General features: G+C 61.5%; 15 protein-coding genes. 6 read left to right on the top strand and 9 right to left on the bottom strand.

Translation table 11 applies throughout. The features are described from left to right. Window positions 1–59: 59 nt before the first annotated feature. Together yidC and M0639_RS23155 are read left to right on the top strand one after the other, a co-directional pair. Window positions 60–1,013, top strand: coding sequence for a membrane protein insertase YidC (gene yidC, locus M0639_RS23160; RefSeq protein WP_003939695.1), 954 nt, complete (start codon window positions 60–62; stop codon window positions 1,011–1,013). Window positions 1,014–1,063: 50 nt separating this feature from the next. Further along, window positions 1,064–1,939: an oxidoreductase gene (locus M0639_RS23155; protein WP_042922232.1), complete on the top strand. Its 876-nt coding sequence runs from the start codon at window positions 1,064–1,066 to the stop codon at window positions 1,937–1,939. A 78-nt stretch (window positions 1,940–2,017) separates the two neighbouring features. Here the strand turns inward: M0639_RS23155 and M0639_RS23150 are convergent, their stop codons facing one another. From M0639_RS23150 to M0639_RS23125, 6 genes are all read right to left on the bottom strand, one after another. Continuing rightward, window positions 2,018–3,025: an NADP-dependent oxidoreductase gene (locus M0639_RS23150; RefSeq protein ID WP_019745038.1), complete on the bottom strand. Its 1,008-nt coding sequence runs from the start codon at window positions 3,023–3,025 to the stop codon at window positions 2,018–2,020. Next, window positions 3,022–3,450 carry an organic hydroperoxide resistance protein gene (locus tag M0639_RS23145; protein ID WP_003939720.1) on the bottom strand — a complete coding sequence of 143 codons (429 nt, stop codon included), beginning with the start codon at window positions 3,448–3,450 and terminating at the stop codon, window positions 3,022–3,024. The genes M0639_RS23150 and M0639_RS23145 overlap by 4 nt, the downstream gene beginning before the upstream one ends. Then, window positions 3,447–3,908: a MarR family winged helix-turn-helix transcriptional regulator gene (locus tag M0639_RS23140; RefSeq protein WP_042451335.1), complete on the bottom strand. Its 462-nt coding sequence runs from the start codon at window positions 3,906–3,908 to the stop codon at window positions 3,447–3,449. The genes M0639_RS23145 and M0639_RS23140 overlap by 4 nt, the downstream gene beginning before the upstream one ends. Window positions 3,909–3,986: 78 nt before the next feature. Next, entirely contained in the window at window positions 3,987–5,369 is a 1,383-nt protein-coding gene (locus tag M0639_RS23135) for a condensation domain-containing protein (RefSeq protein ID WP_003940563.1), read from the bottom strand. Beyond that, entirely contained in the window at window positions 5,369–6,835 is a 1,467-nt protein-coding gene (locus M0639_RS23130; RefSeq protein ID WP_064073510.1) for a condensation domain-containing protein, read from the bottom strand. The genes M0639_RS23135 and M0639_RS23130 overlap by 1 nt, the downstream gene beginning before the upstream one ends. After that, the gene (locus M0639_RS23125; protein WP_064073509.1) at window positions 6,768–8,264 is read right to left on the bottom strand and encodes a condensation domain-containing protein; all 1,497 of its coding nucleotides are present in this window, start codon (window positions 8,262–8,264) and stop codon (window positions 6,768–6,770) included. Before M0639_RS23125 ends, M0639_RS23130 begins: the two co-directional genes overlap by 68 nt. Window positions 8,265–8,734: 470 nt before the next feature. On the opposite strand from M0639_RS23125, the gene sthA reads away from it, so the two are divergent. Together sthA and M0639_RS23115 are read left to right on the top strand one after the other, a co-directional pair. Next, complete coding sequence (sthA, locus tag M0639_RS23120; RefSeq protein ID WP_054827928.1) at window positions 8,735–10,147, top strand: Si-specific NAD(P)(+) transhydrogenase; 1,413 nt, start codon at window positions 8,735–8,737, stop codon at window positions 10,145–10,147. A gap of 151 nt (window positions 10,148–10,298) precedes the next feature. After that, a complete protein-coding gene (locus M0639_RS23115) occupies window positions 10,299–11,201 on the top strand; it encodes a hypothetical protein (RefSeq protein WP_003940348.1) in 903 nt (300 codons plus the stop codon). Between the two features lie 325 nt (window positions 11,202–11,526). Here M0639_RS23115 and M0639_RS23110 read toward each other — a convergent pair whose 3' ends face one another. Both M0639_RS23110 and M0639_RS23105 read right to left on the bottom strand, forming a co-directional pair. Further along, window positions 11,527–11,784: a hypothetical protein gene (locus tag M0639_RS23110; protein WP_064073508.1), complete on the bottom strand. Its 258-nt coding sequence runs from the start codon at window positions 11,782–11,784 to the stop codon at window positions 11,527–11,529. A 7-nt stretch (window positions 11,785–11,791) separates the two neighbouring features. Continuing rightward, window positions 11,792–12,835: a helix-turn-helix domain-containing protein gene (locus M0639_RS23105; RefSeq protein WP_231915229.1), complete on the bottom strand. Its 1,044-nt coding sequence runs from the start codon at window positions 12,833–12,835 to the stop codon at window positions 11,792–11,794. Between the two features lie 364 nt (window positions 12,836–13,199). On the opposite strand from M0639_RS23105, the gene M0639_RS23100 reads away from it, so the two are divergent. Continuing rightward, on the top strand, window positions 13,200–15,719 hold the full coding sequence (locus tag M0639_RS23100; protein WP_064073506.1) for a helix-turn-helix transcriptional regulator: 2,520 nt from the start codon (window positions 13,200–13,202) through the stop codon (window positions 15,717–15,719). A 6-nt stretch (window positions 15,720–15,725) separates the two neighbouring features. Here M0639_RS23100 and M0639_RS23095 read toward each other — a convergent pair whose 3' ends face one another. Next, complete coding sequence (locus M0639_RS23095) at window positions 15,726–16,481, bottom strand: MerR family transcriptional regulator (RefSeq protein ID WP_030535291.1); 756 nt, start codon at window positions 16,479–16,481, stop codon at window positions 15,726–15,728. A 321-nt stretch (window positions 16,482–16,802) separates the two neighbouring features. Between M0639_RS23095 and M0639_RS23090 the strand changes: the two genes are divergently transcribed. Further along, window positions 16,803–20,258: an indolepyruvate ferredoxin oxidoreductase family protein gene (locus M0639_RS23090; RefSeq protein WP_042921773.1), complete on the top strand. Its 3,456-nt coding sequence runs from the start codon at window positions 16,803–16,805 to the stop codon at window positions 20,256–20,258. The last annotated feature ends 50 nt before the right edge of the window (window positions 20,259–20,308 follow it).

The raw sequence follows: 20,308 nt of genomic DNA, 5'->3' as shown, positions 1-20,308 counted from the left end.
CACGACCATTCCCGCGCTCTCATCTCTCTGAGCGTGCCTTTCGGTGAGGTTCATTCGTCATGCTCGATTTTGTCTACTACCCCGTGTCCGGAATCCTCTGGTTCTGGCACAAGGTCTTCTCACTGGTCTCCGGATCACCCGACAACGGCGTCGTGTGGGCGTTGTCGGTCGTATTTCTCGTCTTCACGCTCAAAGCCCTGCTGTTCAAACCCTTCGTCAAGCAGGTCCGCACTCAACTGGTGATGCAGAAGCTGCAACCTCAGATCAAGGCGTTGCAGAAGAAGTATTCGGGTGACCGGCAGAAACTCACTGTAGAGATGGCCAAGCTGCAGAAAGAACATAATTACAGTCCGTTGCTCGGCTGTCTGCCGATGCTGGTTCAGGCACCGGTGTTCATTGGTCTCTATCACGTCCTGCGATCGTTCAATCGGACCGGAGCGGCATCGCACGTCCCGTTTCTGAGCCCGACCGAACCGATGTCGGTGGCGGACAACGCGAACACGGCCAACTACTTCTTCAGTGCCTCGGATGTGCAGTCTTTTCTCGACGCCAAACTGTTCGGCGCACCGTTGTCCGCCATGATTTCGAGCCCGGCAGCACAACTGGAAGCATTCGGCGACGTCAGCCGTATCTCCATCATTCTGGTAGCTGTACCGCTGATGATATTTGCCGCCGTCGCTACACATTTCACATCGCGGGCATCCATCGCGCGCCAAGTGGACACCGGAACCGTCAACCCTCAAACAGCGATCATGAACAAGCTCGCATTGTGGGTGTTTCCGGTGGGGGTGATCGCTTTCGGTGCGTTCGCGCCTGTGGCGATCCTGCTGTATTTCGTGAGTAACAACTGCTGGACGCTGGGACAACAGCATTTTGTGTACGGACGCATCGCTGCGGAGCAGAAGGAAGCCGAATCGTCGCCGACTCCCGGAATGACCGCGCCCCCGTCGCCCAGAGTGGCTGCACCGCCGCTGCCGGGCGCCAAGCCCATCCGCGCCAAGCGCAGGCGATGACGGAAAGCGACCCCTCCCTACCGGCGAGTAAGGCACGTAAGTGGGAAAGCATGACCAAATGGACCGCAGAAGACGTAGTCGATCAGACCGGCCGCACATTTGTCGTCACGGGGGCGAACAGCGGACTGGGTGAGGTAGTCGCACGAGCGCTGGGCAAAGCCGGGGCCGACGTCGTCCTCGCCTGTCGTGACACCACGAAGGCCGACGCCGTAGCCGCCGAGATCGGGCCCAACGCGGTTGTCCGCAAATTGGACCTCTCGGATCTGTCGTCGGTACGAGCCTTCGCCGACGCAACGGAGAAGGTCGACGTCCTGGTGAACAACGCCGGCGTGATGGCGGTTCCGTTCCGCCGGACGGTCGACGGATTCGAAATGCAGATCGGCACAAACCATCTCGGACACTTCGCATTGACCGGATTGCTGAAGGACAAGCTCACCGATCGTGTCGTGACGATGTCCAGTGCCCTGCATCAGCTCGGAACTGTCGATCTGGACGATCTCAATTTCGAGCGTCGGAAGTACAACCGATGGTTGGCCTACGGGCAGTCCAAGCTTGCCAATCTGTTGTTCACGTACGAACTTCAACGCAGGTTCGCGGCGTCGGGATCTTCGCTCAAAGCGCTCGCTTCGCATCCGGGATACGCGTCGACGAACCTGCAGGGGCACACCGAGTCGATCCAGGACAAGCTGATGGGAATCGGCAATTCGATCTTCGCGCAGTCCGCGGAGATGGGCGCCCTTCCCGAACTGTGGGCGGCAACCGCGCCGGATGCCTTCGGCGGCAGTTACATCGGACCGGACGGTCCGTTCGAGCAGCGAGGGTATCCGAAGGTCGTGGGGTCGAACAAGAAGTCACACGATACGAAGACAGCCTCGGGTTTGTGGACACTGTCGGAGACGTTGACCGGAGTCTCGTTCGGGATTTGATTCAGATATGAAGGTGGCCGCGAACTTCGAGAAGTTCGCGGCCACTTTCATATCCGTTCGAGCAAGATGTTGTTCGGGTTACAGCGTGACAACCATCTTGCCGGTGTTCGCGCCGCGCATCAGGTCGATGAACGCTTGCGGTGCATTCTCCAGGCCTTCGACGATGGTCTCGTCCCACTGAATCTTGTTGTCGGCGAGCCACCCTGCCATGTGGGTGCGGAACTCGCCACCGAGGTGACGGTAGCCGCCCACGAGGAATCCGCGCAGTGTGAGCTGCTTGCCGATCACCAGTGCCAGGTTGTGGGGAGCTGTGGGCTTCTCGGTGGTGTTGTACTGAGCGATGGCTCCGCACAGGGCAATCCGGCCACCCTGGTTCATGGCATCGATGGCGGCTTCGAGATGCTCGCCACCGACGTTGTCGAAGTACACGTCGATGCCGTCAGGGGCGGCAGCGGCGAGTAGTTCGGTGATCGGGCCGTCGTGATAGTCGAATGCCGCATCGAATCCGAGTTCGAGAAGTCGGGCAACCTTCGCCGGTGAACCGGCGCTACCGATTACTCGCTTCGCTCCGAGCAACTTGGCGATCTGACCGACGAGCGATCCGACGGCACCTGCTGCGCCGGAGACGAATACGGTATCGCCTTCCTTGAACTCCGCAACCGCGGTGAGGCCGGCATACGCGGTGAGGCCAGTCATGCCAAGGGCACCCAGGTAGGCCGTCGCCGGCGCGATGGACGTGTCGGCCGGAGTCACTGCGGATCCGTCGAGGATGGCGTATTCACGCCATCCGAGGCCGTGGACGACAACGTCGCCCACGGCGCGATCAGCCGACTTGGATTCGACGACCTCGCCGACGGCACCACCGTCGAGCGGCGCACCGACCTGGAACGGCGGAAGGTAGGACTTCACGTCGTTCATTCGGCCGCGCATGTACGGGTCGACGGAGATGGCGATGTTGCGGACCAGGATCTGGCCGTCTTCGAGTTCGGGGAGTTCTACTTCGGCGGTGGCGAAGTTCTCCGACGTGGGCCAACCGTTCGGGCGTGAAGCGAGACGGATTTCCCGGCTGACAGTGGTAGTGCTCATTCGTCGTCCTTACTTACTTCGAGGGTGACCTCGATGTTGCCGCGAGTTGCATTGGAGTACGGGCACACCTGGTGTGCCTTCTCCGTCAGCTCGACGGCCTGATCATGGGGTAGATGGGGGAGTGAAACCTCCAGCGTCACAGCGAGTCCGAAGCCTCCTGCACCGTTGGGGCCGATGCCGACCCGCGCGCCGACTGCGGAATCAGCCACGTTGGCCTTCTCGGCACGGGCGACCATCTGCAGAGCGGAGTGGAAGCATGCTGCGTATCCGGCGGCAAAGAGCTGCTCGGGGTTGGTGCCTTCGCCGCTGCCACCCATTTCCTTGGGAATGGCGAGGCCGAGATCGAGGCGTCCGTCCGAGGTGCGAGCGTGACCGTTGCGGCCTTCGCCGGTGGCAAGTGCTTCTGCGGTGTAGACGATGTTCATGACTTCTTCTTTCCGTCGGAGTGGGCATTGGATGCTTGGAGCGACTCGCCGAGACGAGTGAGAACGTCTCGAAGTTCGGTGAGTTCGTCGGTGCTCAGACCAGTGGCACCTGCGAGTTTGGCTGGGATGTCCTCGGCCTTGCTGCGCAGGGTGGAACCCGCCTCGGTCAGGTGAATCTCGACGCGACGCTCGTCGGTGGTGAGGCGTCGGCGCTCGATGAATCCCAGACCCTCGAGCCTCTTGAGCAGCGGCGAGAGAGTTCCGGTATCGAGATCGAGTGCCTCACAGATCTCACGCACCCCGCGGCCGTCTCGTTCCCAGAGTGTCAACAAGACGAGGTACTGGGGATACGTGATTCCCAGGTCGTCGAGCATCGCCCGGTACGCGGCCGTCGTGGCCCGCGACGCCGAATAGAGGGCGAAGCAGACCTGGCGTTCGAGGGCGAGTGGGTTGGTCACGAGAACAACTGTAGCGCACAGTTAAGTTGTGCACAACAAAGAAGTGTCAAATAGATCTACGGATAGGCGGCCGTTCGTCTACGGCGTCGACAGGATCTCGGAGACATGCGAGAGGAAGGTGTGCACTGTCCGGGCAGCGGGCGCAGGAAACCTGGTCCGCACTGCCAATCCGTCGTGAGTTCGTGAGAACCAGAACTGAACGTCGTCGGCGTTCGAGACGCGACTGAGTTGCTGCGGATTGATCGGCGCAGGCTGTGATTCGCTGGACTTTGATTTACGGGGGCGAGATCCACCGGGCATGGTTCGGTAGTCGGCGTAGGACACCGAGAAGATGTCTCTGCGAGTGGGCGAAACCTCGGGCCCCAAGCTCCGCAAAACCTGCCTCGACGACACGGACGACAGTGAAAGTGACTCGTGGAAAGCGAGATTGACTGCCCGGGCAGTGCTGTGAAGATTGTCCATGCTCGTCACGGTGATGGGCGCATTGGCTACCAGCCATCCGAAGGTGTGGTTGTGTCGCGGTTCCCGACGCGTGTGAACAGGGAACAGTAGGTGCGTGTCCCTCTTGCCGGTCAATTGTGTTGTGGCCAAACCGATCGACGCAAGAATTGCACCGAACGACGAGTGTCGATGATCGGCGCAGTTCTGGTCGAACAACTCTGCTTCGTCGGCGTCGAGGAGCATTCGGGTGTCTGTGCCCTGGGGCGACATCGCCCCGGCGGGCAGTCCCAGATCTACGGGAAAATGGGGAGTGTCACCCCCGCATGCTCGGAGGAAGGACCGCCAACCCGCAATCCGGTGGTCGCCGGGCTCTGGATCCGCGGTTGCCGATTCCCGGAAGCAGTAGTTGAGGAAACTCCCGGGCTCCGGAAGGAGATCAGACGCGATCGGATCACGGTCCGCTCGCGTGTATTCGCGATACAGAGTGCTGATCTCGGTAATTGCGATGCTCATGGACCAGCCGTCGCAGATGGCATGGTCGAACCCGCAGACCACTGTCGACTGGTCCTCGCGGGTGATGGCACCGAGAAAGTACGCGGGAAACGCGAAAGGATTGCACCATCGATCCAAGCGCTCGCCCAAGAGTTCTCGCACCTGCTCCGGTGTTCGCGCGTCAGCCACTGTTTCCTCACGCAGGCGCAGATCGCCGACGTCGGCGACGTCGACGAACAGTGCCGAGGATTCACCCGATTCTTCGGCCTGGGAGAACGAGCACGACAGGGCGTCGTGACGGGACGTCCATTCCTCGAAGCTGGCCTTGAGTGCGTCCGTGTCGATGGGGCCGGGAACGTCGAAAGTGGCAGCGAGCCAAGTCGTATCGCCGCGGCTGCCGGCAAGATGCAGCTGCTGATTGGAGGTCGGGGGAACCGGATACGTCGTTCCGGTGGAGATTTCGCTCGGCGTCCACTGCAGAATGCGGCCCGGCCGTGCCTCGAACCTGTCGAGAAACGTGATGTGCATCAGGCGGTCTCCACTTCCTGACGTGCATCCGCCTGACGCACGACACGGTAGTCGCCGGTATCAGCGACCGTTCTCAGGACGTTGCGAAGGTGTCGTAGGTACCGATTCACCGATGTGTGCGCCTGCTCGGTGTCCGGAAAACTGACCATCACGTACGTACGGTCTTCCTTCCGGTTGATCCACATCGACAGATCACCCGTCGTTCCTGGCCCACCCAGTGCCCGCGCCTCGAGTTCGTCATGGTGCTCGGCACCTGGAATCAGGCGCATGTCGATGTACGACACCATCGGCGGGACCGAGGTTCCACCGATGTCGGATCCGGTCAACTTCGACACCTGGGCGATCACCGAGTGAATGGACACGTCCGCGAGTCCCTTCACCGCAGCGCGAGCAGCGTGGGCAAGGGGGAGTGCATCGGTAAAGTTCGTGACACCGCTCAGCGTGAACGAGACCGGGACGAGATTGATGAACCAGCCTTGGGAATAGAGGTATCTCGGATCGGAGCGAGTGCCGACTGCGTTGAGCGCGAAGTAGTTCGCTCGATCCGCAACTTCGATCTCGGTGAGGGCGAGGGCTGCGAAGATCCCCGTGGAGAAGCCGACGCCATTGGACTTGCACAGCGCTGCGAACGCGGCTGACTCGTCGCTGTCGAGAACGTCGATGTGTGTGCGGGTCGACCGGGCCTGTTCGCCCCGCGCGACACCGAGGTCGAGGGGGAACGTCGGGAGTTGGCCGGCGTTGGCGGCGAGAATCGAAATCCACTGCTGCACAGGCGCTGCGGCCAGGTCGAGGTTCCCCGCGGATGTCCGTTCCTCGCCGCTGTACTCGACGTAGCTGCCGGGAGAGGGAAGTTGAGCCTCGATGCCGGCGCTTTCGGCGATGTACAGCGCACGAAGTTCTTCGACGCCCAGCATCAACGACAGGCCGTCGGTGTGCGAGTGATCGACGCCGTAGTAGACGGTGAAGCCGGCGCCGTGCTCGACGACGCCAATGATGAACGAGGGCCATTGCAATGGGCTGGTATCGCCGGCGAAACTTCGGCTCACATGCTCGCGAACCGCATCTGTCGTGTTCAGAGAACCGATGCTGTGCGGCGTGAGTTCGATCGTCGACGCATCCACCACGTGACGGTCGATGACCCCGCTACCGTCGGGATCTTCGGATGATCTCACCTCGAACCAACTGTGCAGTGTGTTGTGCCGCAGGACAAACGCCTGGACCGCCCGACGCAGTGCCTCCCGATCGAGATCACCGGGCAGAGTGAACGTGAATCCGATCCACGGTGACCAGTCGACGCCTTGTGCGCGCTTGTGATCGGCGGTACGAATGTGTCCTTCCTGTAGGAACGAGAGCGGTTGGTCGCTCCGCGGTGCCCCGGATGCCGCCGCCAGGGATTGTTCAGTAGGCCTGAACTCGGTGAGCGTCCCGGCTTTCGGTGCCCAGAGATCGATGGGTGTCATTTCCATGAGAGTTCTCCTCGATCGGTGCAGCGGTTTTGGTCGGAGGTGCGAAAGTGTCGGTCGAGAAGGCAAAGTCCTCCATTTCGCGGCGTAGGAGTCCCGCGAACTGATGGATGTGGCGGCTCGTGCGCGCGTTGCCCGGGTGGCGTATGGCCAGATTGAGCCCTTCGGGAGTCCGCGTGAGCCAGATGTAGACGTCGGTTCCCGAATGATCTCGACTACGAAGGCCCCTGGTCTGCCAGCTCGTCCATTGCTCGGCACCAGGAACGTGACGAACGTCCATGTACGAGAGCACGAACGGCAGGTGCTGCGGGGAGTCGATCAGCTCGCACACTTTCGAATACGGCAGTGCCGCGGCGGGGCGGACGCGCCGTATCTCCGTGCCGGCAACCTTGGCCAGATCGCTCACGGTTGCGGCGGGGGCAATCGGAATCCTCACCGGCACAACACCGATGAACCATCCCAGCGACGCGGCCCATCGAAGCTCCGAACGGGTGTGTTGCGGCACGACGACGCGGAATTCGTCTGCACCGGTGAGATCGCCGGTCACCTTGGCCGCGCACGCGAGTATCGCGGCCAGGAATCCTTGGTTGCTGCGCTTGCTCGCTTCTGCCAGGCGTTCGGCTCCCCGGGCGCTCAGAAGCCAGGCAGACAGGCTCTGCTGAGGGACTCGGCGTCCGGTGACCGGTTCGGGTAGCGCTGGAAAGTACGGAGCCTCGCCCTGCGCGTAGAACTCGCGCCACGTCTGCACTGCCGGGTGAGAGCGGTCCGCGTGTCCCACGAGATCTCGTTCCTTGGTGCCGAAGTCGATGTAGCTTCCGGTCTCCGGCGGCGAGGGAGGGCTTCCCTCGCTCAACGATCGGTAGATCGTCTGCAGTTCGTGCGCGGTCAACGCCACCGAATATCCGTCCAGCAGAGCATGATCAGCGGCAAAAACCACGGTGAAGTGGTTGGGGCCTTCGATCGTCGCGAACTGATACGCAGGCCAGACAAGTGGATCGGTCGATCGGTCGAGCAGTTGCTGCAGATGCGTGAAGACAGACATCGAGGACGCAAGGTGTCCGACCTCGGTGCCCAGAATCCGGACGTCTCCAGACGCCGCGGTGCGTCGGACTATCGTTTCGCCCTCCACGGCGACGTGTGTTCGGAGCACTTCGTGGCGATCGATCCAGTGATCGAGAGCGGCCGCCCAGATCCTTCGGTCGAGTCGGTCGTGGATGCGAAACGAGGTACCCAGCCACGACGGAGTGCACACGTCGGTCTGATGGTGCACCTGCCGTTTCGCCTGCTGGGCATGTTTCAAGTGTGCCTCGTGTATGTAGCTGGCGGGACGCTGGTCGACAGGCCACAGCTCGGGCGGATTCACCGCGGCGGGAGTCCACTCGGTGACGGTCCCTGGAGGTAGGGGATAGTCGGCAAGTTCCGTGAATTCCATTGGGAAACCTGATCTCTCGAGATGGCGAAAGGTGGGGATCGTGAACGGGGCGGATGTTTGTAACCGAGAGTGACAGATGATTAGTCAAGGCAAGTAGAACGCGGCCCGAGGCTCCGCGCAACTGCTTCGGTGGGGGATGTGACGAGGAACATTCCGCTCGTTTTTTCGGACAATTCGAATACTGGACATCCGGTTTACGGCCCTGGTCACCTGTCAGTTGATCGATCAATCACTCTGTGGTGAAACAAATTTCAACAGACCGTTGTGAATTCCGCCGGCGACGAAACATGTGCGCATGCGAACGTCGGAATATGTTTATGTGTAGCAAGTTTCGTATGGATTCGGCTGTATCTCTTTTAATTGCAACAGGGTTCGTGTACTGCCGTCGTGTCGTTTCGGCGCGCGGATTGTTCACCGAGTATTGACATGCTCGGCATCTGCCGGTCGTATGCAGACGGTATTTCTAAGCGATGACTGATCCGATGGAATACGACCTGGTTGTGATCGGCTCCGGCCCGGGTGGGCAGAAGGCTGCCATCGCGGCGGCCAAGCTGGGTAAACGGGTAGCGATGGTCGAGAAAGGCAACATGCTCGGGGGAGTGTGCGTCAACACCGGCACCATTCCGTCGAAGACGTTGCGTGAGGCGGTTCTCTACCTCACCGGGATGAACCAACGCGAACTGTACGGCGCGAGTTACCGCGTCAAGGAGAACATCACTCCGGCCGACCTGCTGGCGCGAACCCAGCATGTCATCACCAAAGAAATCGAAGTCGTTCGATCTCAGCTTCTGCGCAACCGCGTCGAATTGTTGGTAGGGGTCGGCTCGTTCGTCGACGAGCACACCATCCTCGTCGAGGACTCCTCGCGCGGAGACAAGATGACGATCACGGCGAGGTTCGTCGTGATCGCGACCGGAACGTTGCCTGCTCGCCCGGCGGGGGTGTCCTTCGACAGTCACCGGGTGCTCGACTCCGACGGGATCCTCGATCTGACCTCCATCCCGACCACCATGGTCGTCGTGGGCGCGGGAGTGATCGGTATCGAGTACGCATCGATGTTCGCGGCACTCGGCACCAAGGTCACCGTCGTCGAGAAGAGGACGTCGATGCTGGACTTCTGCGACCCCGAGGTCATCGAATCGCTTCGATTCCATCTACGCGATCTGGCGGTCACTTTCCGATTCGGTGAAGAAGTGACGGCCGTCGACGTCGGAGCGAACGGAACGCTTACGACGCTGCGCAGCGGCAAGCAGATTCCAGCCGAGACCGTGATGTACTCGGCTGGACGGCAAGGCCTCACGGCGCCACTCGCGCTGGAGAACGCCGGGCTCGAAGCCGACGAACGTGGCCGTATCTATGTCGACGACAATTTCCGCACCAAGGTCGAACACATCTACGCCGTCGGTGACGTCATCGGATTCCCGGCGTTGGCGGCGACGTCGATGGATCAAGGTCGACTCGCGGCCTATCATGCCTTCGACGAACCAGGCGCGAAGCTGATGGATCTGCAGCCGATCGGCATCTACTCGATTCCCGAGGTGTCGTATGTGGGCGCCACCGAGGTCGATTTGACCAAGGAATCGGTGCCGTACGAGGTTGGCGTTTCCCGATACCGCGAACTCGCGCGCGGGCAGATCGCAGGCGACACCTACGGGATGCTCAAGATCTTGGTGTCGACGGATGACCTGAAACTGCTCGGTGTTCATATCTTCGGCTCGGGTGCAACGGATCTCGTGCATATCGGCCAAGCGGTGATGGGGTGCGGCGGGACCGTCGAATACCTTGTCGACGCCGTCTTCAACTATCCGACACTGTCCGAGGCGTACAAGGTGGCGGCGCTCGACGTCATGAACAAGATCAGGGCTCTCAAGCAATTCCACTAGGGGTCGGGGTGTCCCCAGGTACCGGTCAGGGTCGGTCGGTGTACTTCTCGGGTAGCACTTGTTCGAATACCTGAGGGTGATGTCAGGCCTGGGGAAATAGGGCAGGGTCTATCTCTATGACCATTGCCCAGGAACTTCGTGTGGAATTTCGATGCTGATCGGACTGATTGCCGCGATCGTGGCATGCGTCGGGTACGGCGTTGCATCCGTGCTGCAAGCCTACGGCGCGCGCAAGTCGGCAGCTGCCGCCGAGCAGCGTGGCGAGGCCGGACACGTGACGGCGTCGGGTGGCCCGACCTTGCGTTCGACGTTCGCGGCCGCGCTGACGGCGTCGTTCATCCTGGGCACCGTGCTCGATGCGGTCGGATTCGCCGGTAGTGCCATCTCCGCGCGGCTCATTCCACTGTTCTTGTCGCAGACAGTGGTCAGTGCCAATCTCGTCATCACGGCAGTGCTGGGGACCGTGGTCCTCGGCATCCAGTTGCATCGTCGCGACTGGTTCGCGATCGCTGCGGTGATCGGATCGCTCCTGCTGCTCGGATTGTCGTCAGGTCACGCGGGCGGTGGGAGTTCCAACGACGTCGTCCATTGGGGTGTCCTCGTGGGCTCGGCGTTGATCTTGCTGATCGGCATCGGTTTGATCCGATGGTTGGGCTCACGCGCAGCAGTTGTCGCCGGGTTGATCTCGGGTGTGCTGTTCGGCTGTCTGGCCATTGCCGTACGCGTGGTCTACGGAATCGATCCGTTCGAAATCGGCACCATGCTCCGCGATCCGGCAGGCTGGGCGATCCTCGTCTCGGGCCTGGGCGGTTTCTATCTGCACACGGTGGCGCTGCAACTGGGATCCGTCAACGGAGCGACAGCGGCTCTGGTTGTCGGCGAGACGGTGGTTCCGGGAATCGTCGGCGTCGTGGTGCTCGGCGACGCGTCGAGACCGGGCCTGGAATGGCTTGCCGTCGTCGGCTTCGTCGGGGCAATCGCGGGTGCCGTCGCCGTGGCCGTCTTCGGCGCGGCGAGCCACGAGGAGAAACCGGTCGAAGAAGTGACCGTCTGATGCGGTAGCGAAAAGCTGTGCTGTTCGACCGGTCAATTGGTAACGGAAACCGCGTTCTCGCAGATAGTTCCAGTGCGCCCCAACGTCCCGCATACGTTGTGCAGTCACGGGCAGCGGGACGAAGAACGGAGGAAAGTGATGAGCAGCTTGGATATTCAACGCTGGTCGAACGACTTCACCGCGCTGACCAAGGTCATATCGGAAGGCATCGAGCAGTTTGTTCTCCGGTTCATTTCCAGCTGAAGTGATCTGAGCTCGCTGCCTGTCATGGAATTATTGATCTCCACCGCGGTTCGGAGGACGAATCGTGATGAAGCAGAGGTTCTTACGGGGTTTCGGAGGCCTGGGCGGGGGCGAGCAGGTAGGAGAACACGTACGTAACTGCGGCGATGACCGCCAGTACGATCAAGGACATCGGGAACCCTGCGGCATCTCGCACCGGGTCACCAGTAGCGACGACAGCCGACATGAACAGTCCTATCCAGGACCAGGCTCCATCTCCGACTATCGGGATCATCACGGCGACACCTGTGACCGCACCTGTGAGCGCAGCCAGACTCAGTTCCTTGTCGACCCAGCTCATGGATCAACTAGAACACAGGCACGCTCGCGAGGCTGTGGAGTATCTCGGATTCAGGGCTGAAGAACTCGAGTCGGCGGTGCAGGCGTGCGATCGACGGGTCCCCGATCGTGCGTCTGCCGTCGGTTCGGGCTTGGCTCGGGGTCATCCCGTAGAAGTCCTTGAACGCTCGCGCCAACTGGGATTTCGAGGTGAAGCCGCATCGCAGGGCCAACGCTTCGATCGTTTCGTTCGGCATCTCGGTTCTGGTCAATTCGCGGTAGACGAGTTCGAGACGCTTCCGCCGAATGACAAGAGCTATTCCGCCGTCGGATGCGAATGCGCGATAGAGCTGTGCCCGGGAGACGGACAATGCTGCGCACATGCTCGTCGGGCCGAGCCAGGTCTCCGAGAGATGCTCGGCGATGTAGGCGTACGCACGATCGCGGAGAGAGTGATCGGGCCGCGGCGACAGATCAGGTTCGGCGATACCCAAGCTGACACGAAGGAGGGAAGCGACGACGTCCTCGTAGCCGGCCGCAGCATCGGGATCGAGATGCGGTAGCGCGAGTACGACCGATTGCATGCACTGAGCGAGCACGACGGCAGGAACTCCGCGCAGTACCGTCCCGTGTAGAGAACGACCCTTCGACTCGGCCTCGACGAGGGAACGCGGTGCGAGGAGCGTGATGGTGCGCCCTGTCGATTCCGCCTCCGCGTCGGCGGTCCAGGTACGCCCGAGGTCGAAGAATGTGACATCGCCTGGACGTGCGACGAAATCGACTCCGTCGGCGTTGCCGCTCAACTGCCCGTCGAGGACGACCTGGACCATGTATTCATCGTCGAGTCCGCTCTCGGCGATCAGCCGATTGTTTCGGGTGTACTTCTGTGTGTTGAAGGTAGTTTGACCGATCAACGAGGTTCCGATGGAAAGCGCTGTGATCGAGCCTTCGAGAGATGTGTCAGGGTCAATTCGGTCGGTGACGAAGAACGGACGTGTGACACTGCGCCAGAAGTCGTCGGCGTCCGCAGGATCGACCGATCGGGTCGACACGCGGATGCGGGCGGATTTCATCGACACGCGGGCATGATATGTCAGATCCCGCAGGTCGCAGTCACTCTCCCGCAAATAGACGTCAATAGTGACCGAGCCCACATAATGAGACAAATCGGGCGTATTTGTGAGACGGCCAGTGCTCGCGTGTCGCGGCGAAGCTGTCTATGTTGTTCGTTATGGGTGGACAGGTTGGGAGTTCGATGCTCGAACGAAATCTCGAGTTCGGCGGGGATCGACTGCTCGTTCGTCGGCCATCATGAGGTCCACTTCGAATCGATCGCAGCTATCTCGAGCAAAGCGAAATCCTCGAGGAAGGGGCACGCTGCAAAGGCGGCTTGCCGGGCGTGGAGCCACGGCGATTCGTCCCCGCCTCCTCGGATTGATGGAACGCTCGGCGGGATTGACTGTCATCGATTCGCCGCTTGGGTTCGGCAAGACGGAACTCGCCGCGTTGTGGCTCACGACTCTCGGGCAGGTGCCGAGCAGACCGGTTGTCTGGGTGCCGGCGCCATCGCATCGGATGACCCCCCTCGAGTACTGGAACACCGCGCTCGCAGTAATTCAGGATTCGCTGGAATCACTCGAGGCCCCGCCACGAATGCGCGAGGATCCAGTGGGCGCGATCGAATCACTCCTCGACTCGTCGCCCGCACCATTCGTGTTGGTGTTCAACCGCATCGACCTGGTTGAGGGTGACGAGGTGGGACGCCGAATCGTGGATCTGATCGTGCGGCTTCCCGGATTGAAAGTAGTCGTCACGCTGCAGGATCGGTCTGCGACGGACTTGCTCGAAGACGTCCGCGTGGACGAGTACCTGTGCGCGAACGACCTCAGATACACACTCGACGAGTCCACCGTTCTGTTCGCGGAGGCAGGGATCCACCTTCCCTCGGGCATCGTCCATTCGATCTGTGAACGCGTTGCCGGCGTTCCCGTGCTGATGAAGGTTGCTCTGAGTGCGGTTGCGGGGCTGAGTGAACCGAGCCGTGGACGCGAACGCGTTCAGCAGCGAGTGGACCAGGCGATCCACGCGTACGTCAGTCGGACCGCTCCTCGGTCGGGCAAGTCGCTCGAGTTGTTCGACTTCGCGACTACGATCGCCGCTGCCCGCACGGTGACACCAGAGATCGCTCGTGTCTTGTCCGACGATCTTGACGTGGAGGGCAAACTGGACTTGCTCGAGTCTTTCGGTCTGATCTTCCGGAATGGTTTCGAGGGAGAACCGTCCTGGTACTTCGCGCCGTCAGTTCGACTGGCATTCATACAGATACGGGCCGAACAAGGGGATGGATTCGAAGATCCCTTCCAGGTACTCGTCGATCACGCTCTCGGGACTTCGGATATAGCCGGTGCCGTTCACTACGCCTTGGACGGACGCAAGTGGACCAGGGTGCTCGACATACTCGAGCGCCACTGGGCTGATCTTCTGGTCGATCACACCGGATTGGTCCGGACTGCGTTGCAATCCATACCCGATGACGTACTCAGTTCGAACCCTTCGATTCTGGTGGGTCGTGACCTGCTCGAATCACGTCTGCGGCCGCAGTTGATCAACGGCGATTCATTACCGACGGAACCGGCGGAATTGCGTGCGATAGGTGGTAGTCCGCATGCGCACAGCTTGTTGAACGTCGGAACTGTCCAATCGGTGGTGCTGAGAACATCCGGTAAGTACCAACGCTCTACCGAGATCACGCGCAAATTGGCGCACGTCGTGTACGGACTCGGCGACGAGTCGTTGGGCGCGTTGGGGTCTCAACTGCCCGCCCTGCGGCTGATCTGGGGGGTCTCGCATCAATTGACCGGTGACCTCGGTGATGCCGCGGTGGAATTGCGACTCGCCTATCAAGGTGCGGTGCAACATGGTCCGGAGTTCGTCCTGCGTCACGCCGCAGGCAATGCCGCGCTCAACTCCGCGCTGATCGGGGACGTCGCGCACGCGACGGACTGGCTGCACCTGGAAAGCACACACCCGGACGTTTCGGGATGGTTGGGACCGCCCTCGCACATGGGGGGAGCGATCGCGCGGGCACTGGTGGCGTGCGACAGCGTGGACCTGCACGCCGGAGCTGCCGCGATGGACGCACTCGCCGAGGTCACACCGCCGGGCGACCTGTGGGCGTTCGCGGCCTACACTTACACCAGATTTGCACTGCTGCAATCGGACCCGTTCTGGGGGCTGATTTCCCTCCAGCGCGCAGTGGCAACGCACGGGCACGTGAATCCGTGTGAACGATCGCTCGGTGACGCGCTTCTCACCGCGGCACGTATCGATCTTCTGTTGGCGTCCGGGGAGGGTACCAAGGCGCTGGAAGAATCAGTCGCTGCGCCACATACGTTTGCAGTTGTCACGGTCTCCGTGGCGCGGGCGCATCTCCTGACCGGGTCGCCGTCCCAGGCATTGGAATTGTGCCGCGAAATCGACTGGAGCGGGCAGTATCTCACGAGGTTTCGGCTCGAATCCCTGCTGATCGAATGCGCTGCTCTGTGTGAACTGGGCAGGATCCCCGCTGCCGCGAGTACATGGGAGGAAGCTCGCGGACTGCTCGAAACCTCCGGTGTCCTGTCGGCCCTGGCGACGATACCGCGTGATCTGATCAGGCAACTCGAAGATCGGGCCGAGGGCTCGAGCAGTGCCGTCGCGACCTTTCTCGAATCCGAAGCGGCGCAGATGTATCCGGCGGCCATCGTTCGGGTCCAATTGACGAAACGGGAGATAGACGTTCTCGTGGAACTGGGTCTCGGCATTCCGATCGGTGAGATCGCGCGGCGGTTGTTCGTATCCAACAACACGCTGAAGAGTCACCTCCGAGCCTTGTATCGCAAACTCGGTGCGCATTCCCGGGAAGAGGCTGTCGCGGCAGCGCACCGACACAACCTCCTCGGCAGTGGGCAGGACTGATCGGCGTCAGTGCAGATTGCGCTCGGCGTAGACCTTCATCGCGTCACGGACCAGCGAAGCGGTGCCTTCTCCGTACTTGTCGTAGTTTGCAGTGAAGCGGGGATCGTCGACGTACATCTGGCCGAGCCCGGTGAAGGCGTCGGCGCTGGGAGTCCTTCCCTGCCAACCGATCTTTATCCACTCGAACTGTCTTCGGGTAATCGTCTGGACGTCGTCGCTTTCCGCGGACAGCCCCGCTGTCAGTGCTTTTCCGAATGCCGCTGCGATGTCGGCTTGAGCTTGCAGATGAGCTTTACGGTCCTGCTCCGACATCGACCGCCACCAGTTGTCGCCGCTGGTGTAGGCGTCCTTGCCCCAACGCTCGATGACCTCGTCCTTGTATCGGGTGTGGTCGAACCCGTCGAAAACATCTTCCGGCATGAGTGATTCACCATTCTTCGTCTTGTTCAAGGTCCTGTTGACCGATTCGATCTGTCTCGAGATCCGCGTGCGCTCTTGCTCGAGGAGTTCGAGGTGCGTACGCAGTGCGGCAGCCGTATCGCGTTCGCCGGTGAGGACTTCGGCGATGGCCGGCAATCCGAGTCCGAGTTCCCGAAGTAGAAGGATGCGTTGCAGTCGCACCAGGGCGTCTTCGTCGTAGAAGCGGTAGCCGTTGGCGCCGATGCGACTCGGTTCCAGGAGTCCCAAATCGCCGTAGTGACGCAGCGTTCTGCTGGTGGTACCTGCGGATTTGGCGAGTTCTTGGATGGACCATTCGCTCACGTGGAGTTCCTACTCTCGGATCGGTTGTGCTCATTCAGCATGCAAGTTGACGTTGCGTCAATGTCAAGAAAGTTCTCGGTGTGCATTGTCGGGAACGTTTTATGTCCGTTTCGCCGTATCGCCACGAACGGGTCTCCAACTGATTGATTCGATGATCTAGGTCACGTGATTTGGCTCACAAATTGTCAATTTGAATAGTTGAACAAGCCTCTGTTGACGCTTTCACATACCTCGACCACGATCATCTGAACAGATCGAGTTACGCGGTTGTTGAAAATGCACGGTAGTTGAAATGCACTGCAGACGGAACGGTGGTCCACGATGACTGAACTGGTGTCGGGCGTAGCCCAGGCCAAGCCCTATGACCTCGATGATCGGTACCGGTCGGGATCGGGACCGGTGTTGCTGACCGGTGTTCAGGCAATTGCACGCGGCTTCGTCGAGCAGCACGTTCGCGACATTCGGGCAGGTAAGCGTATTGCCACCTTCGTCTCCGGTTACCAGGGCAGCCCCCTCGGCGGCGTCGACAAGATGCTTCACGGCATGCCCAAGGTTCTCGCCGAGCACGACATCACCTTCATCCCTGGCTTCAACGAGGAGCTCGCCGCCACGGCGGTATGGGGAAGCCAGACGGATCTCCCCGCCGGAACCGCGACCCACGACGGCGTGACCGGCGTCTGGTACGGCAAGGGCCCCGGCGTCGACCGCGCTACCGACACCATTCGCCACGCCAACATGTACGGCGTGAACCCCAAGGGCGGCGTCGTCCTCCTGGTGGGCGACGACCCCGCGTCGAAGTCCTCCACGGTTCCGGCCGTCAGCGAGCGCTCGCTTGCCGCGATGGGCGTGCCGGTTCTCTTCCCACGCAATGCCGAAGAGATCATCACGATGGGTATGCACGCCGTTGCACTCTCGCGTGTATCCGGTTGCGTCGTAGCGCTGAAGATCGTCGCCGACGTCGCAGACGGTGCCTGGACGATCGACGGCAGCATCGCGGACTTCGACATCGTGGTTCCGGAAGTGCAGTTCGAGGGCAAGCCCTTCGTCTACAAGCAGCGTCAGATGGCCGCGCCGCCGGACAGTGTCATCGCCGAGGCCGATCTGTACGGCCCGCGATGGGATCTTGTGCACGCATACGGAACTGCCAACAACCTCGATGTGATCGAGGTCAACCCCTCCGGTGCGAAGATCGGTATCGCCGCCACCGGTACAACTTTCGACTCCGTCCGACAAGCTCTGGCAGACCTCGGCGTCGATGATGCCGCGCTGCACCGCGCCGGGATCCGTCTCCTTCGCATCGGAATGTGCTACCCCGTCGTGGGCGAGAAGATCAAGGAGTTCGCCGAAGGCCTCGAGCAGATCGTCGTGGTCGAGGACAAGACCGCGTTCATCGAAGCTCAGATCCGGGAAGTCCTGTACGGCACCGACGATGCCCCTCGCATCATCGGCAAGCGTGACGGCCAGGGCCGTCTGCTCATGCCTGCCAGTGGTGAACTGACCGCAGGCCGGCTGCTCGCCCCGTTGCGCCGCGTACTGAAGCCGCACGTCGAACTCAAGCGCACCCTCCCGGCCCCGCTGTCGCTCAACGTGCTCTCCGCCAAGCGAACCGCGTACTTCTGCAGCGGGTGCCCCCACAACCGTTCCACCGCTATTCCCGAGGGTTCCATCGGCGGCGGCGGAATCGGTTGCCACACACTCGTCACCATGTCCGGCCGTGAGGACAGCGCTGTCACCGGCCTGACGCAAATGGGCGGCGAGGGCAGCCAGTGGATCGGGCAGGCACCGTTCACCGACGTGCCTCACCTGTTCCAGAACATCGGCGACGGCACCTTCTTCCACTCCGGTCAGTTGGCTGTCCAGGCATGCATCGCCGCAGGCGTGAACATCACCTACAAGTTGCTCTACAACGAAGTAGTGGCGATGACCGGTGCACAGGACGCGGAAGGTGCCCTCTCCGTTGCTCAGCTCAGCCACAAGCTGACCACCGAGGGCGTCAAGCAGATCATCATCTGCGCCGACGAGCCTTCGCGTCACAACAAGCGCGCTCTGGCCAAGGGCACCAAGCTCTGGCACCGCGATCGCCTCGACGAGGCCCAGAAGGAGCTTCGCGAGATCAAGGGCGTCACAGTGTTGATCTACGACCAGCACTGTGCGGCCGACGCTCGTCGCCAGCGCAAGCGTGGCACGCTGCCCACTCGCAACACTCGCGTCGTCATCAACGAGGCAGTGTGCGAAGGCTGCGGTGACTGCGGTGTGAAGTCGAACTGCCTCTCGGTCCAGCCCGTGGACACCGAGTACGGCCGCAAGACGAAGATCGACCAGACGTCCTGCAACACCGATTACACCTGCATGGACGGCGATTGCCCGTCGTTCGTGACCGTCGAATTGGTACCGGGCAAGAAGGCTCCCAAGGCCGCACGTCCCGTCCCGCCCGTCGTCGCAGACCCCGATTTCGGACCGCTCACCAGCACGCAGAACGTTTTCCTCGCGGGCATCGGCGGCACCGGCATCGTGACCGTCAACCAGGTGCTCGCAACGGCTGCACTGCGCGCCGGCCTCGAGGTGGAGAGCCTTGACCAGATCGGACTGAGCCAGAAGGCCGGACCGGTTGTCTCGCACCTGCGTTTCAGCTCCAGCGCGCTCGAGCCGTCCAACCGCCTCACTCCGGGCAGCGCGGATTGCATCGTCGCCTTCGACCTGCTGACCGCGACGGACAACAAGAACCTCGACTACGGCAACGCCGAGAAGACGGTCTCCATCGCCTCGACGTCGCAGACGCCGACCGGAGACATGGTCTACGACAAGGCTGTTCGCTACCCCGAGGAGACGTCACTCCTCGCCCGTCTCGACAAGGTGTCGCGCACCCTGCGTTCGTTCGACGCACTCGCCGCGGCACAGGAGTTGTTCGGTAACACCGCAGCGGCCAACTTCCTGCTGATCGGTGCTGCCTACCAGAGCGGTGGACTTCGTCTGCCGGCCGAGGCCATCGAAGAAGCGATCGGCATCAACGGCGTTGCCGTGGACGCGAACATCGCGGCATTCCGTTGGGGTCGTGCAGCAATTGCCGACACCGCAGCGTTCTCGGCTGTCACCACGCCGGCCAAGTCCGTCCGCGAACCCGTTGTCGCACCGGCTCACATGTTCGCCGGAACCACCTTCACCGGTGAAACCCTGCGACTGGTGGAACTGCGTGCAGCGCAGCTCATCGAGTTCCAGTCCGTCAAGATCGCCCAGCGTTACATCGATCAGGTTCAGGCAGTCTGGACCGCCGAACGTGCCGCAACCGAGCGGACCGATTTCAGCGAGGCTGTTGCCCGCGGCCTGTTCAAGTTCACCGCGTACAAGGACGAGTACGAAGTTGCTCGTATGCTGGTCGACCCCGCATTCATCGAGGACGTCAAGTCTCAGGTGCCGGCCGGGGAGAACCTGACCTACAAGCTCCACCCGCCGATCCTTCGAGTGATGGGCCGCAAGAAGAAGATCGGTCTCGGACCCAAGTCGCATGTTGCACTGAAGGTTCTGGCCAAGGGTAAGAAGCTTCGCGGTACCAAGCTCGACCCCTTCGGCTACATGCACGTCCGCAAGGTCGAGCGTGAACTGCTCGCCGAGTACGAGGCCATGATCGCTGACCTCTCTCGTACGCTCGCAACCGACGGATACGATCGCGCCGTCGAGATCGCGGCACTGCCGGACGTGGTTCGCGGTTACGAAGACATCAAGCTCGGCAACATCGAGCTGTACAAGACTCGCCTGCGCGAACTCGGTGTCGGTGAGTAGGAGCGCCGGCGAGTAGATCGAACAAGACTGTGCCCCAGCGACCGTCGTCG

This window comes from Rhodococcus qingshengii JCM 15477 (genome assembly GCF_023221595.1).
Classification (GTDB): Bacteria; Actinomycetota; Actinomycetes; order Mycobacteriales; family Mycobacteriaceae; genus Rhodococcus_F; species Rhodococcus_F qingshengii.
The sequence above is the reverse complement of the archived record's forward strand: the minus strand, read 5'-3'. Positions and strand labels throughout refer to the sequence as shown.

Coding starts and splice junctions, on each gene's coding strand:
- M0639_RS23150 (WP_019745038.1), bottom strand. CDS start 3,025: ATGAGCACTACCACTGTCAGCCGGGAAATCCGTCTCGCTTCACGCCCG.
- M0639_RS23090 (WP_042921773.1), top strand. CDS start 16,803: ATGACTGAACTGGTGTCGGGCGTAGCCCAGGCCAAGCCCTATGACCTC.
- M0639_RS23130 (WP_064073510.1), bottom strand. CDS start 6,835: ATGGAAATGACACCCATCGATCTCTGGGCACCGAAAGCCGGGACGCTC.
- yidC (WP_003939695.1), top strand. CDS start 60: ATGCTCGATTTTGTCTACTACCCCGTGTCCGGAATCCTCTGGTTCTGG.
- M0639_RS23115 (WP_003940348.1), top strand. CDS start 10,299: ATGCTGATCGGACTGATTGCCGCGATCGTGGCATGCGTCGGGTACGGC.
- M0639_RS23105 (WP_231915229.1), bottom strand. CDS start 12,835: ATGAAATCCGCCCGCATCCGCGTGTCGACCCGATCGGTCGATCCTGCG.
- M0639_RS23110 (WP_064073508.1), bottom strand. CDS start 11,784: ATGAGCTGGGTCGACAAGGAACTGAGTCTGGCTGCGCTCACAGGTGCG.
- M0639_RS23100 (WP_064073506.1), top strand. CDS start 13,200: ATGGAACGCTCGGCGGGATTGACTGTCATCGATTCGCCGCTTGGGTTC.
- M0639_RS23155 (WP_042922232.1), top strand. CDS start 1,064: ATGACCAAATGGACCGCAGAAGACGTAGTCGATCAGACCGGCCGCACA.
- sthA (WP_054827928.1), top strand. CDS start 8,735: ATGACTGATCCGATGGAATACGACCTGGTTGTGATCGGCTCCGGCCCG.
- M0639_RS23125 (WP_064073509.1), bottom strand. CDS start 8,264: ATGGAATTCACGGAACTTGCCGACTATCCCCTACCTCCAGGGACCGTC.
- M0639_RS23145 (WP_003939720.1), bottom strand. CDS start 3,450: ATGAACATCGTCTACACCGCAGAAGCACTTGCCACCGGCGAAGGCCGC.
- M0639_RS23135 (WP_003940563.1), bottom strand. CDS start 5,369: ATGCACATCACGTTTCTCGACAGGTTCGAGGCACGGCCGGGCCGCATT.